Source organism: uncultured Psychroserpens sp., from assembly GCF_947501425.1.
In the GTDB taxonomy this organism is placed as follows: Bacteria; Bacteroidota; Bacteroidia; order Flavobacteriales; family Flavobacteriaceae; genus Psychroserpens.
In genome coordinates, this window is sequence record NZ_CANMVN010000003.1 from 251483 (window position 1) to 266199 (window position 14717).

The following is a 14717-nucleotide window of genomic DNA, read 5'->3' on the forward strand; positions in this document are numbered from 1 at the left end:
AAAAAAATATTAGCTCACAAGTCATGTGAACTTTTAAATTAGAGAATTTATTTCAAGTCGAAATACATTATTTTATATTTACAAAATCTAAGGTATTGCTTATATGAGCCTCTCTAAACGTATTGGATTAGTCTTAGGGCCAACGCTCTTTACATTAATCATTTTATTTTTTAAACCTGAAGGGCTGTCTCCCCAAGCTAATGCGATTCTGGCATCAACAGCTTGGATAGCCATTTGGTGGATCACAGAGGCCATTCCAATTGCTGTTACAGCGCTCTTACCTATTGTTCTTTTTCCACTATCTGGCGGACTAGACCTAAATACGACTACTAGTGCTTTCGGACATAAATTTGTATTTCTCTATTTAGGCGGATTCATTATTGCCATAGCTATAGAAAAATGGAATCTTCATAAACGCATAGCTCTTAACATCATTAATATAATTGGCAGCGATGTAAAAAAGATCATATTAGGTTTTATGGTTGCTACAGCGTTTTTATCCATGTGGATCTCAAATACAGCTACCTCTGTAATGATGCTTCCTATTGGTATTGCAATCATCAAACAACTTAAAGACAACCCAAACACTGCTGAAAATGAAAATATGATTTTCGGAAAAGCACTCATGCTAGCCATTGCCTATAGTGCTTCAATTGGAGGTATTGGAACATTAATTGGCACACCTCCTAACCTTGTTTTAGCTGGTGTAATTTCAGATATTTACGATTATGAAATCACGTTTTCTCAGTGGTTTATTTTCGGGTTTCCTATCTCATTATTGTTATTATCCATCTGTTGGATCTATCTTACCAGATTTGCTTTTACATTCAAACAGACCGAATTTCCCGGCGGAAAGCAAGAGATCAAACGTCTTCTAAAATCTCTGGGAACGATAAGCTATGAGGAAAAGATTGTCGCATTTGTTTTTGGTTTGACAGCTTTTTGCTGGATCACCAGATCATTCATATTAAAAGGATGGTTTACTGCTATCGATGATACTATTATAGCAATCTTCTTTGCCATTCTTCTATTTTTGATTCCGGCGAAACATAAAAAAGAACAAATCATCAATTGGGAAGAAGCCGTAAAACTACCTTGGGGAATCATCATTCTATTTGGTGGTGGAATGGCATTAGCCAAAGGTTTTGAAATTAGTGGTCTTGCAGAATGGATTGGTAATCAAATGACAGCTTTACAAGGTGTCACTACAATTTTACTAATACTTTTACTTGTAGCAGCTGTTAATTTCTTAACTGAAATCACCTCAAACCTAGCCACAACAGCCATGTTATTACCTGTGTTGGCACCTATGGCTTTAACGGTAGATATTCATCCATTTGTATTGATGGTAGGTGCAGCTGTTGCCGCTTCCTGTGCATTCATGCTTCCTGTAGCAACACCTCCAAATGCTGTGGTTTTTGGATCTGGTTATTTGAGAGTTCCTGATATGGTGAGTAAAGGGATTGTCATGAACATCATCTCGATTATTATCGTTGCACTCTTTGTTTACTTTTTGTTACCTGAAGTTTGGAATATCGTTGTTAACCAATTTCCTGAGGAATTGAAACCAAATTAATTCTTTAAAAATTTAACTGATTGTCTTTGGTCTTTACCTTCAATATCAAGAAAATAGATTCCTGAAAGGAATTCGGACACATTAATAGTGACACTCCTTGAGTCTGTTACCGAAATTTGTTTTAGTACTCTTCCATTGAAATCAACAATAGTTATCCTATTTAACATAGAAACACTTTTAATAACTAACTCCGAACTTGCTGGGTTTGGATATACCGAAAATAAACGATTATCAAGCTCTTCAATAGAAAGCAACTCTGTAATATCATATACTTGAGCAAAACCAGCAAAACTAGCTAAGTTATCGTTACTAGGATCACCTATTACTATTTTATTCCCATCAGTTGTTACATCTACACTATACCCAAATTCATCATTCCCATTAATTCCAAAAAGTGTATTTCCTATTTGATTCCAATTATCATTTACCAACTTGTAAATTTTAGTATAATTAGCTTGATATGCACCAATCACTAAAGTCTCTCCATCTCCTGACAAATCAATAGACCACCCAAAACGTTCAAATGAAGATTCTCCTTGAAGGTCTAAACCTAGAGGCTCCCATGAATTAGCATTCAATTCAAAAACCTCTACTTCACCAGAGAAATTTCCATTCTCATTATTTCCCCAACTTCCTATAGCTACTCTATTTCCATTGTCGGATATTGCAGAAGAAGCTCCAAAGAAAATAGCTGGTCCTTCACCAGTAATAGTAGAACCCGTTTGAATCCAAGCAGAATTGACTAACGAAAATACTTTTGCATAACCTACTCTTGAGGTACCATCCTCATTGATTGAAGCTCCACATATAATATGATTACCGTCACTTGACATATCCAAAGATACTCCAAAGACATCATTCTCAGTATCACCTTCGACTTCAAATGATAAGTTCCATTGTGTTCCATCATAATCAAACACCTTTAAAGCACCTGTATCAAATCCATTTGTATTACTATCAAAATATGGCGCACCAACTGCAATTCTATTTCCATCATTAGAAATGGCAACATTAGTTCCAAACTCATGACTATCATCACTTCCATTCAATGTAACTCCCTTTTGTATCCAATCTGTTCCATCAAATTCATAGACTTGAACACTTCCAGCATTTATATCAAACAAATCGCTATACTGTATCCCAATTACGAGTGTTGTTCCGTCATCAGTAATATCAACCGACCGACCAGCATTATCACTTTCATTATAAGAATCTAAATCATTACCTAACTGTATCCAATTTGTTCCATTAAATTGATAAACTTGTATTTTACCTGAACTATCACCATTTATTGTAGCGTTTGGAGAGCCAACCACAACAGTTTGTCCATCACCTGATGTTGCGACTGACCATCCTAAAGCATTATTTATAGAATTCCCATTTATATCATCACCAACTTGCACTTGAGAATTTAGACAACAAGACATCAGTGTGACCAAGCTTAATAAAATATTTGACTTCATTTTCATTTTTATAAAGAGTATTACTTAAGTTCTATTTTGATATTTGTGTTACAAAATCCAAAGCACGATTTTCATTATAGTAGAAGTTTCCAGGTTGAATAAATCCAACATGACCTCCAAACTTTGGCATCTCTAAATGTAAATTCCTATTGACTTTAGCCTCTTTTATCGGATAACACTCTGGAGATAAAAACGAATCATTTAAGGCATTGATCACTAGTGTTGGGACCTCAATAGCATTTAAAAATTGTAAGCTACTGCATTGTTCATAATAGTCCTGAGCATCTTTAAAACCATGTGCTTTAGACGTGTAGACTTCATCAAAGTCTCTTAAAGTTTTGATAGATAAAATTTCCTCCTGGGTAATATGTTCGGGAAAATTTTTGATCTTCACTTTCAACTTATCTACTAGGTGTTTTCTGAATCGTATTGCAAACGCTGCGTTCTTTGGCATATGTAACTCTCTTGCCGAGCCAATGAGATGCACAGGAACTGATATGGATATAGCCGATTTGATTTGCTTCGGAATCTCACGCTCCTCACCTAAGTATTTGAGTGTGATATTTCCGCCTAAACTAATGCCTTTGATGTAAATTCTCGAGTAGTTTTTATTCTGAATACAATGCTGAATTACATCATCCAGATCGTTAGTGGCTCCCGAATGATAACTGTGATAAAACCGATTATCTTCACCACTACAGCCTCTAAAATTCACACTAACGGCATCAATTCCATTCTGATTAAATAGCTTAGCTGTTCCAGTAATATATGGACGTTGCGCATGACCTTCAAGACCATGAAGTAGAATAATCACAGCATCTGACTTGGCTTCAGCATAACTCCAATCTAAATCTAAAAAATCCTGATCTCTAGTTTCAATGCGTTCGCGAATTTGTTCTACACCATTGACTTTTCGGATCAATCCGGAGTACACTGTTCCTATAAATCCGTTTCTAAATTGAAAAGGTGGCTTGTAGTTAGACTCTACTATTGGCATTTAAGTGCTAGCTATTATTTTAAAACTGTGAATTCTATAGATGAATCGTTATACACCTTATGCGTCTGTGCTTTAAAATCCTCTGCTTTAGCCTCAAAAATATTATCGACATAAGTTTGCGGATTAGCATCTATATATGGGAAAAACGTACTCTGTACCTGAACCTGGATCTTATGTCCTTTTTTAAAAGTATGAAACACATCCTGAAGCTTTAAACTGACTGCAGTTTTTTGGTTGGGCACAAATGGCTCAGGGGTAGTCATGCTATTTCTGAAACGACCACGCATGACTTCACTTCTTATCATCATATGATAATTGCTAAGTTTGAGATGATCTTGAACGTCTTCGGTATTTTCGATATCCGATGGAAATACATCAATAACTTTTACAATCCAATCGGCAGCAGTCCCTGTTGTAGACACATTTAGTTTAGTTAAAATATCTCCTGCAAGCGTGATATCGTCTTCTAAAATTTCAGTTTCAAATGTGAGCACATCAGGACGTCTAGATGCAAACCTTTGATCGTCTGTCATAAATTTTCTTGGTGTAAAAACAACTTTGATATCTTCACTATAAGGTACTGGCTTTTTAGGATCACTTACAAAATCAGATGTTGTTATCATTCGGTTAGCTCGTTGTGTTAACTTTTCATAAGGCTGCATGTAATAGCTTTCTTTAGAAACATTCTTTGGAGGCCAAGTATCAAAACTCACCCATTCTTTCTTACCTGTATCAAACATATGAGCTTCAGGTAAATTTGTACTTCCATTTGCATCTCCTTTCAAGAAATGATTGAAAAATGGTGTTTCGATTTCTTTCTGAAAATAATCAGAAATGTTATCTCCAAAATGAATATTCCCTATGACTTGACGCTCTCTAGTTCTTGCCCAATCTCCATGACTCCAAGGACCAAAAACTACAGTGTTGTAGTTGTCGCTATTCTCTTCGATGCTTTCATATGTATTGAATGGTCCGTAGAGATCTTCAGCATCAAATAATCCACCTACAATCATTGTTGCTGGTTTTATATCATTTAAATGCTGAATAATGCCACGACTTTGCCAGAATTCATCATAATTAGGATGATTTTTTATCTGATTATAAAACACATTATTTTCATCATAGTACTGGTCTAAGTTACTCAACGGACCAGCATCTAAAAAGAATTGATATTGATCTTCGGTTCCAATATCTGGAAACTCATACCATGATTCTGTTGTTGGTGTATCTTTCATGTAACCAAATACAGCAGTTGCTCTCCAATAGCTTAACAGAAAAGCTCCATTGTGGATAAAATCGTCAAAATAAAAATCGCCTATACACGCTTGAGGCGATGCTGCTTTTAATGCTGGATGGCCTGATAGCACTGAGTAAGTAGCATAGAATCCCGGATATGAAATCCCGTAAGTTCCAACATTACCATTATTATGATCTATATTGTTAACCAGCCATTCAATGGTATCATATGTATCACTGGCTTCGTCAGTTTGTGTTCCTGTTTTATTGGGAATAAACGCTCTCATATTGTCATACACCCCTTCACTATTCCATCGGCCACGAACATCCTGATACACCATAATATTACCTTCTTCCATGAGATATTTATTTGGTCCAACCTTTTTGCTGAATTCATTTTCTCCATAAGGTCTACAGCTGTAAGGAGTTCGTTTTAAAAGGATTGGATAGGATTTAGAGGTGTCTTTTGGAGAATAGATCGTAGTATGCAGTTTTATACCATCACGCATTTCGATCATTACCTCTTTCTTGGTATAATTATCTTTAACATAGGTATCTTCGACCTCAGCAGTCTTAACATCTTCTACAACAACTTCAGTACGTTTACAATTAACGATTGCGATTGCTATAAAAGCAAGAATAAAAAGTTTTTTCATTATGGTTGGAGATTTTTTAAAAAGCTAAAGATACATATTCTACAAGTGAAAAATCGAAACAAAATGTTAAGAGACTTCTAAAGATGTAAACTCAAAGGTCTTCCCGTTAAATAAGCCTTTATCACTCAATTTCAAGGCAGGAATAACCAACAAAGCCATAAATGAAAGCGTCATATAAGGTGCATTTAATGTGCAACCCAGAGTTTTGGCCATAGCATCCAGATTAGCATAGTCATTACCAATGGTTTGGCCGTCCTTATCACTCATAATTCCAGCCACAGGTAGTGGTACAACTTTGTCTTCGGAATCTGACACTGCACAAATACCTCCTTTGTTTTCAATGATAAGATTAACCGCTTTACAAATCATCTCATCACTTACTCCTACTGCAATAATATTATGCGAATCATGACCAACAGACGATGCTATAGCTCCTTGCTTTAAACCGAAATTTTTAATGAATGCCATAGCTGGCGAATCATCATTATATCGATTAACGACTGTCATTTTTAAAATGTCAGTTTCAGTATTTGAGACTAAATTTCCATTTTCTATCGTAGCAGTCTCAATCAACTCATTGGTCACTAACTGACCTTCCAAAGCTTCTATAACTCTGATTCTTTTAGAATTTGAAGACACTTTAAAATCAGAGACGTTTTTTAGGTTGGTATTGAAATTATTGAGTACCTCAAAAGACAAGGACTTAAGTTTTGAAATTCCATTTTCACTAACCAATCTACCATCTATATAGGTTTGCAGAACTTTAAAATCTTTCAAATCTTCTACAATAATACAATCGGCTGTATCTCCAACGTTTAGCAATCCAACATCAAGATTGTAATGCTTCACAGGATTGACACAAGCTGCTTTAAGTATTTTAAAAACATCAATACCCTTTGCTACAGCTCTAGAACACAATTTATTAATATGATCTATAATCAAGTCATCTGGATGTTTATCATCACTACAAAACATCATATTATCATAATAGTCAGGAAGCAAGTCGATCAAGGCTTCAAAATTTTTGGCTGCACTCCCTTCTCTAATAAGTACTTTCATACCTTTTTGAAGTTTCTCCAAACCTTCTTCATAAGTAAAACATTCATGATCTGTTGAGATTCCAGCACTGATATATTTTGTGATGTCATCACCCAATACACCAGGAGCATGACCATCTACAGGTTTATCGTAATGCTTTGCCCAAGCTATTTTTTTAAGCACTTCTGCATCATCAAACAATACACCAGGATAGTTCATCATTTCGGCTAAATACTTAATATCAGGGTTTGACATTAGTTGTTTGACACCATCAGAATCAATAACAGCTCCTGCCGATTCAAAAGCCGTTGCGGGCACACAAGAAGGTGCTCCAAAGTTAAATTTGAAAGGGGTTTGCTTACCATTGTTAATCATAAAATTCACACCATCAATACCGAGAACATTTGCAATCTCGTGAGGGTCAGACACTGTAGCAACAGTTCCATGGTTTACGGCTATTCTAGCAAATTCACTTGGTACCAACATAGAGCTTTCAATATGGATATGCGCATCTACAAATCCAGGCATAATGTAGTGTTCACTATCGTGTTGTTTCTCTTCAATGGCTACAATTTTCCCTTCGGCAATAGAAACCTCTCCTTTATAGATTCGTCGGTTCTCAATATCGACTATTTGTCCTTGTAATGTTATCATGCAGTCAGTTACACCTCTTTTAGTGTTATTTTTAAAATTTTTGTTGTTTGTTTAGTCACTTTAAATCGTTCATCTGCTCGCCTTCCCAGAATCCAAACAATATCATCATTAGAGGTTAACAACCATATATTTTCCTTATCAACTAATGATAACTTCTCGTCCTTAAAATATTTACTGAGTTTCTTTTTTCCTTTCATTCCTGAGGGATAAAACGCATCTCCTTCTTGCCATTGACGAAGCACAAGTGGATAAGTGAGTTTACCCTTGTCTATAAATATTTGGGTTTTTGAAGCGTTTGAAATGGTATTGACTTGATTAAAAACCAGTGTTCCAATACCAGTTTGTAAGTTATTATCCTGCTCACTGATTTCTATGGATTGGTGTGTTTCAGTAACGCGATTTGTTAAAATAAGATGTTTCCGGTCTTTAATCAATCGATGGGTTTCTGAAAGAACTTGCTTTCCCGATTGGGCATCTAATAAATTGACAACATCATTCCATGCTGTAAACCCATAATCCTTAAACATTTCATACATATATGCCTTTGCATTGTTGACCTTTTTAAATTCTGAAATTTTAAATGTAATGTAATCGTCGTCTATGTCAACAATAGCTCGCTTAGCTACAGCGTTTAAACTTTCCTCAACGATGTCTGCTGAGTCATTAAGGTGACTTAAGGTTTGTTTAAAACCTTGTATTACTTCGGGATTAATCTCTTTAAGGGCAGGAATCACTCGATGTCTCAATGCATTCCGAAGGTATTTATCAGATGTATTGCTACTATCCTCTCGCCAACTTAAGTTCTTTTCATTGGCATAAGACTCCAAATCTTCTCTGGTAAATGGTAATAACGGTCTAATGATAGCATCATTTTTTTCAGGAATACCTGTTAAACCATGTAATCCGCTCCCACGAGTAAGATTGATCAGAAAGGTTTCAAGGTTATCATCAGCATGATGTGCCGTAAGTATGTAATCAAACTTTAAATCTTCAGCAAGATCAAAAAACCAATTATAACGCAAATCCCGAGCTGCCATTTGAATAGATATCTTGTGTGTTTTTGCGTAATCTTCAGTATTAAAAGATTCCACAAACACTTCAAAATCGAGTTGATCTGCTAAATCAATTACAAAACTTTCATCCTCATCACTTTCAGTTCCGCGTAAGTTAAAATTACAGTGAGCCAATGAAATATCTAATCCTAATTCATGACATAAATGTGTTAAAACCACACTGTCTAATCCACCCGAACAAGCAATAAGCAGCTTACTTTTTGTAAGCAGACTTAAGTTGTTTTGAATGTGATTTTTAAAAGCGTTAATCATAATTCAAATATACAACTTTGCTTTTCTTAAGCAGTGTTATAATTTAGATGAAGCTGATAAATATCATATGAAAACTCTCAAGTTTACTTTAGCTTTACTTTGATAACCAAAATCGATTGATATGAGCACTTTAAAGAACATTCAGGATAAGTCTACTCAGGATGAGTTTGACAAAAAAGTATTATCTGCAATACAACATTTACAACCTTATGTAAAACACCGACTTTATGTAGCAGAATCAACAGGTATTTTACCTAAAAACATGTATCGTTCTAATGATATGATTGATACAGCCATATTAGAATTGTATGAAGGTGGATACAATATAGACGATGAAGCACTTGCGGTTAAACTCAGATTGTTTTCTATAGTGGATAAGGATCTGGATACACTATTTAAGAAAGAGGCATTTCATAATAAAACCATAAGCACAGATTCTATATTACAAGAGGAATTAGATGGTTTAGAAGAACGCTTTTCTGTAGATGCAGACCTCGACCTTATTATGAACGAAGATTTTGACGATATTTCATATGCTCAGGACAATAAACACAAACACGTATTTGTATATACAGACAGAGACTCGTCATTGTTAAAAACCTTTGATATAGAAGATTTGAGTCCGCAAAAATCACAAAAGGTCATTGGTGGCTTTTACAGTTGGCTTCCCACACAAATTGCTGATGTGGTAGATTTATATGTCTTTGGGAAACTTAGTTTTGAAGATATTGCAAAAATCAAGCATATAGAAGTTACACGAATAGAACGTATTTTTAATGCCATTAAAAAAAGTTTCAGAAAGAATCTCAACTAGTTTTCAAGAACCTCACGCATAGCTTTGGCTTTAATCAGGCATTCTTCATATTCTTTAAGTGGATCACTTTTAGCAGTAATAGCTCCACCAACTGAATAGGACACATATTTTTTGGTCTCATTAAAGAGAATACTTCTTATAACCACATTAAAATCAAAATCGTTTTCTGGTGAAAAATAGCCTACAGCTCCAGAATACAAACCGCGTTTGGTTTCTTCAAGCGCTTCAATGATTTTCATTGCCGATATTTTTGGAGCTCCAGTCATACTTCCCATAGGAAAAGTTGTCTTGATGATATCAACTGGATGTGTGCTTTGAGTGACCTGAGAATGCACTGTAGAGATCATTTGGTGAACCTGATCAAAGGTGTACACTTTACAAAGTTCGTCAACAACCACACTGCCTTTAGTTGCTGTTTTCGATAAGTCATTTCTAACAAGATCGACAATCATAACATTTTCACTTCGCTCTTTAATATCTATTGAAAGCGCTGTTTTCAACTTATCATCTTTAACTTTATCTGCTGAACGTTTTGCTGTTCCTTTAATAGGTTGTGAAGTAATCTTTAAGCCTTCTTTTTTTATGTAACGTTCAGGTGAGGCCGAGAGTAAATACTTATCATAAACTCTTAAAAATGTAGCAAATGGAGGCTTGGATATATTGTTAAGCTTATTGTAGGTCTCCAGAGGATTGATAACAGTATCTTCAGCATAGAACTCCTGACAGAAATTGGCTTCGTAAATATCTCCTCTATGAATATGAGCTAACATCTCATTTACCTTTGCAAAATATTCGTCTTTATGAATTCTGAGTTTGATTTTTACTCTATGTTCTTCGGAAATGGGCTCATCTAAATCTGTTGTATTCGAAATAGACAATCTGGAAAAATCTACTAAATCTATAGCCTTTAAGTCTTGTTCTAACTCATCTGAAACAAAATTCAAATAATGAGTTTCTAGTGTATTTCCTTTTAAAAAAAAGAGTTTTTTAGGTTGAAAGAAAAACAATTCCGGAAAGTGTAATCCATCAAAATTATTAGAAGAGAGATCTTCAACATCATTTTTAAGATCATAAGATAAATAACCAAAAATCCAGTCTTTAGTTGCCGATTGGTATTCTTTTAATTGATCAAAAGCATCATAGTAGTCGGTTTGAAAAATAGTAAAGGCATCTACTGCCATAACAGCATCATAAGAGGCAAACCTGTCATCGTAATCATTACTATCTAACCAAATAACTTCATCAAATTGCTGACTCCATGTCAATAATTTTTGCTTATATTGTTCAGCATTATTGATAGATGTAGTTGTTGTTTTTCTCAAGATGACGCTTTAGTATTTTAAAGTTCAAATTTATTAAGAAACTAACAATTTACATCACTATTGATATTAAAAAAATATTGCTCTACACTATGACTAAAATCTCATCATTAATTCAATATACATCTAGGTTAGCTGTTTTTGTTTTATTACTCGCATGTACATTTTCATTCTCTCAATCTCAGGAAAATTATAATCTACTCTGGAAAATTGAGGGCAAAAACATGACCTCACCATCCTATTTATTTGGCACCATGCACGTAGATGACGCCAGAGCTTTTCAATTTAGTGATGCGGTAATGCCTGCCATTAAAAGTTGCGAAGTATTTGCCTTAGAGGTCAATCCTGATTCTGTTAGTATTGTTCTTAATTCAAAGGTGTTTACTAAAGCACCTAAAGATGAATTCAAATCTGTTTTAAATGATAAAGACTATAAAAGGTTAGTAGATCGGTTTACAGAGGTCAATGGGTTTTCATTTGAAGACTCTGAAATTAGAGACCCAAATGTTATTCTCACAATGTTATATCCAGACGAAAACAAAAAAAATGACAAGTCTACCTATGTAGACATGTATCTGGTTGGTCAGGCTAAAACCATGCGTAAAAAAATTACTGGCTTAGAAGATATTGAGACGCAAATTAGTCATTACGAAATGCTGGATAAAAGTGAAAAGAAAGCCTACATATTAAAACAAATTGAAAGTACAGTTGCTGAAATTGACTCTTTAAAGAATGTCATGACCGAAATCTATTACTCAGGTAATATTTATGAAATTGAACGTATTATAGACGAGGATTTTGGAGGCACCGATGAAGAGATGATCGAAAGGAATAAAGTCATGACTTCAAGCATTGAAAAAATTATAAAGAAAAAAAGTTTATTTTCTGCTGTTGGAGCTGCTCACTTACCTGGTGAGTATGGTGTTATCAACCTTCTCAAAGAGAGAGGCTATAAATTAAGTCCTGTTGTTGCTAATTTCACAGGTGTTGCCGATACTTATAAAATAGATCAGGAAAAATTTGAATGGTATACATTCGCAGATAAAGATCTAGGATATTCTTTAGAGTTACCCAATGCTCCTAACTATTCTGAGGACTCAGGAAATTTCACATTACACACCTATACTTCGCTTTTAGATAACACAGTATATATGATGTTTGGATTAGATTTTAGGTTTACTCCAGGAGATACACTTCCAAAACAAAATATAGTAAATCGCTATCTTGGGAGCATTGAGGATAATTACAACGGAAAGATTATTGATAAAAAAGAAATTGATTTTGATGGTGGCACACATATTAAGAGTACTCTTATAACCAATGACAACAGAACCATTAAATCTCAAATGACCGTAAAAGATAAGATGGTGTATTATCTCACTGTACAAATAGATAGCACTTCTTCTGATCTTAAATCTGTTGATCGCTTTTTCAATTCACTCAAGTTTTTAGAACCTAAACCACTAGAAATTAAACCGATAGATTGGGAGACATATACTTATGACGATGCTGCTTTTTCAATTGCATTGCCAGGAAAACCAAAAAACATCTCAAGACAAACTCCAAATCCTGTAGATCCTGAAGGAGATCCTTACTATCTAAACATGTTTAGTATAGTTGATAACGAGAATGAAGACAACTACCTATTCAGATTTAATGACTTACCCAATGGATACTTTATGGAAGATCCAGAGGAAGGTTTTAATTCCATGTACCAGAATATGGTGTCCAACGGAACTATTGTATCTGACCCTAAGGTTATCTTTCTAAATGGATACGAAGGTCGCCAATACGAAGTATTACTCAGAGAGAAATACCACACATTCATTAGAGTGTATTTTAGAGGAAATCGAACTTACCTCCTTCTCCATCAGAAACTCAACGAGACCGACAAGGCTACTTTGGATAGTCCGTTTTTTAATGATTTTAAATTTATAGATTATAAGCCCACAGCATTAGAGACGTATCGTATAGAAGGCACTGAAATAGAATTTAAAAAATTCGGTAATGTTAAAACTTTATTCGACACTGAAGATTATGACACCTCATATCTAAAAGGTTCAAATGAATATTACACCACCAATCCTAGTACAGGTGATGTCTATCAATTTGGTTATGGTGAATTTCAGGACTATTTCAAAATAAAAGACCTAAACGAATTTTATGATCTCAATCTTGAGACTCTAAAAGACTGGAACGATACAATAATTAATAAGCGCCCGATTAAAGTTGGAGATGTTGAGGGTATGGAGGCCTACATCAAAGGTAAAAACAGTAGCGGAATGTCTAAACATCATCTCTGGATTCAAAACAAACGTCTTTACATGTTTACGGCATTTACAGCTCAGGAAGATTTTAATAAAGTAGTTACTGATAGTATTTTTAGTTCTTTTAGAGATCATTCTAAACCTTCAACGTTTGACATGTATGCTTCTAAAACATCTAAAATTATTAAAGGTCTGAGATCAAAAGATACTATTACCAGAAATAGAGCAATAGGTGCATTTGATTACTATGAATTTGAATTGGACGATTTGCAAAAACTACACAAGGCTTTAGCTACAAATTTTGGAGACGATGAACTCAATGAAACTGTGAGAACCAAAATACTAAGCGAATTTTATGAATTAAATAATGAAAATACCTTAGGTGTGGTTAAGACCTTATACGAAGATGCTAAAAGTTCAGATGAGATCAAATCTGCTATTCTCGCTTTAGTTCATCAAATAGATGACAAAGATGCTATAACAACCTATTTAGAAATGTTATTTGAAAATCCACCTAAAGAGATCGAAAATTACAGCTGGCAGATCTTTAGTCCGCTTAGAGATTCTGTACCATTAGCTTTAGCCAATTATGACAAGTTAGTTGAACTTACCAACATAGAAGATTTCAGGAACACGGTTTTAGGAATTTCAGCAGATATTCTAACCAATAAACAAGACAGCTCTCAAATTGTAAGTAGCAAGATTGATAAGCTTATGACCTATTCCAGAGAAGATTTGGCCAATTATATTACAGAAACTAGTGACACAACATCCTATAATTACACCTATAATGGCAGAGTTTATAACTATCTCAGACTCATGGACACACAACTTGTTGACCGATCACTAACAGATGAATTTACAAACAAGTTAATGAATAGAGAAGATAATGACTGGTTCAAAACGAATGCTGTTGTAGCGAGAATTAGAAATGAATTACCTGTTAAAAAATCATTATTAAATGCTCAAATGGATAGCTTAAGTTCTAGATACAGAGTCATTAAAGCTTATCACAACATCAACAAACTTAATAAGGTTCCGAAGACATATCTTGAGGCTGAGAATATGGCTAAGCTATCGTTGACTAACTATTTGGAAGACAGTGACGATTATGGGTCTAAAATATCATTATTAGGCACCATACAAATAGATGGTAAAACCTACTATGGAGCTTCAATCAATTATGAATATGACGATGTAAAAGAATCTTACTTCTCTTTAATTGGTCCTGTTTATGAAATATCACAGGATAAAGATTTTGAGCTATATGATATTACGCTAGATTGGTCTGAGCTTGCCGATGATTGGAAATCACAGGCCAAAGCACTGTTAAAAGAATCTGAGGAAGACAATTAAATACATTACAATAGTA

The 14717-nt window shown here is 34.6% G+C and carries 9 protein-coding genes; 3 read left to right on the forward strand and 6 right to left on the reverse strand.

Going from position 1 to position 14717, the window contains the following annotated elements:
* Positions 1 to 103: 103 nt before the first annotated feature.
* Positions 104 to 1576 (forward strand): DASS family sodium-coupled anion symporter, encoded by a 1473-nt coding sequence (locus Q0951_RS06070; RefSeq protein ID WP_299335455.1) that lies wholly within the window; start codon positions 104 to 106, stop codon positions 1574 to 1576.
* Here Q0951_RS06070 and Q0951_RS06075 read toward each other — a convergent pair.
* From Q0951_RS06075 to tilS, 5 genes are all read right to left on the reverse strand, one after another.
* Positions 1573 to 3039: a T9SS type A sorting domain-containing protein gene (locus Q0951_RS06075; protein ID WP_299335457.1), complete on the reverse strand. Its 1467-nt coding sequence runs from the start codon at positions 3037 to 3039 to the stop codon at positions 1573 to 1575. The genes Q0951_RS06070 and Q0951_RS06075 overlap by 4 nt on opposite strands.
* 31 nt (positions 3040 to 3070) lie before the next feature.
* The gene (locus tag Q0951_RS06080; RefSeq protein ID WP_299335459.1) at positions 3071 to 4036 is read right to left on the reverse strand and encodes an alpha/beta fold hydrolase; all 966 of its coding nucleotides are present in this window, start codon (positions 4034 to 4036) and stop codon (positions 3071 to 3073) included.
* Positions 4037 to 4050: 14 nt separating this feature from the next.
* Positions 4051 to 5928 carry a CocE/NonD family hydrolase gene (locus Q0951_RS06085; RefSeq protein ID WP_299335461.1) on the reverse strand — a complete coding sequence of 626 codons (1878 nt, stop codon included), beginning with the start codon at positions 5926 to 5928 and terminating at the stop codon, positions 4051 to 4053.
* A 66-nt stretch (positions 5929 to 5994) separates the two neighbouring features.
* A complete protein-coding gene (gene ade / locus Q0951_RS06090) occupies positions 5995 to 7617 on the reverse strand; it encodes an adenine deaminase (RefSeq protein WP_299335692.1) in 1623 nt (540 codons plus the stop codon).
* A gap of 11 nt (positions 7618 to 7628) precedes the next feature.
* Positions 7629 to 8945 carry a tRNA lysidine(34) synthetase TilS gene (gene tilS / locus Q0951_RS06095; RefSeq protein ID WP_299335463.1) on the reverse strand — a complete coding sequence of 439 codons (1317 nt, stop codon included), beginning with the start codon at positions 8943 to 8945 and terminating at the stop codon, positions 7629 to 7631.
* Between the two features lie 121 nt (positions 8946 to 9066).
* Between tilS and Q0951_RS06100 the strand changes: the two genes are divergently transcribed.
* Complete coding sequence (locus Q0951_RS06100; RefSeq protein ID WP_299335465.1) at positions 9067 to 9759, forward strand: hypothetical protein; 693 nt, start codon at positions 9067 to 9069, stop codon at positions 9757 to 9759.
* Here Q0951_RS06100 and Q0951_RS06105 read toward each other — a convergent pair.
* Positions 9756 to 11081 carry an anthranilate synthase component I family protein gene (locus Q0951_RS06105; protein ID WP_299335467.1) on the reverse strand — a complete coding sequence of 442 codons (1326 nt, stop codon included), beginning with the start codon at positions 11079 to 11081 and terminating at the stop codon, positions 9756 to 9758. The genes Q0951_RS06100 and Q0951_RS06105 overlap by 4 nt on opposite strands.
* Before the next feature lie 89 nt (positions 11082 to 11170).
* On the opposite strand from Q0951_RS06105, the gene Q0951_RS06110 reads away from it, so the two are divergent.
* Complete coding sequence (locus Q0951_RS06110; protein WP_299335469.1) at positions 11171 to 14701, forward strand: TraB/GumN family protein; 3531 nt, start codon at positions 11171 to 11173, stop codon at positions 14699 to 14701.
* Positions 14702 to 14717 lie beyond the last annotated feature (16 nt).

Coding starts and splice junctions, on each gene's coding strand:
- Q0951_RS06075 (WP_299335457.1), bottom strand. CDS start 3,039: ATGAAGTCAAATATTTTATTAAGCTTGGTCACACTGATGTCTTGTTGT.
- Q0951_RS06070 (WP_299335455.1), top strand. CDS start 104: ATGAGCCTCTCTAAACGTATTGGATTAGTCTTAGGGCCAACGCTCTTT.
- Q0951_RS06085 (WP_299335461.1), bottom strand. CDS start 5,928: ATGAAAAAACTTTTTATTCTTGCTTTTATAGCAATCGCAATCGTTAAT.
- Q0951_RS06100 (WP_299335465.1), top strand. CDS start 9,067: ATGAGCACTTTAAAGAACATTCAGGATAAGTCTACTCAGGATGAGTTT.
- tilS (WP_299335463.1), bottom strand. CDS start 8,945: ATGATTAACGCTTTTAAAAATCACATTCAAAACAACTTAAGTCTGCTT.
- Q0951_RS06110 (WP_299335469.1), top strand. CDS start 11,171: ATGACTAAAATCTCATCATTAATTCAATATACATCTAGGTTAGCTGTT.
- Q0951_RS06080 (WP_299335459.1), bottom strand. CDS start 4,036: ATGCCAATAGTAGAGTCTAACTACAAGCCACCTTTTCAATTTAGAAAC.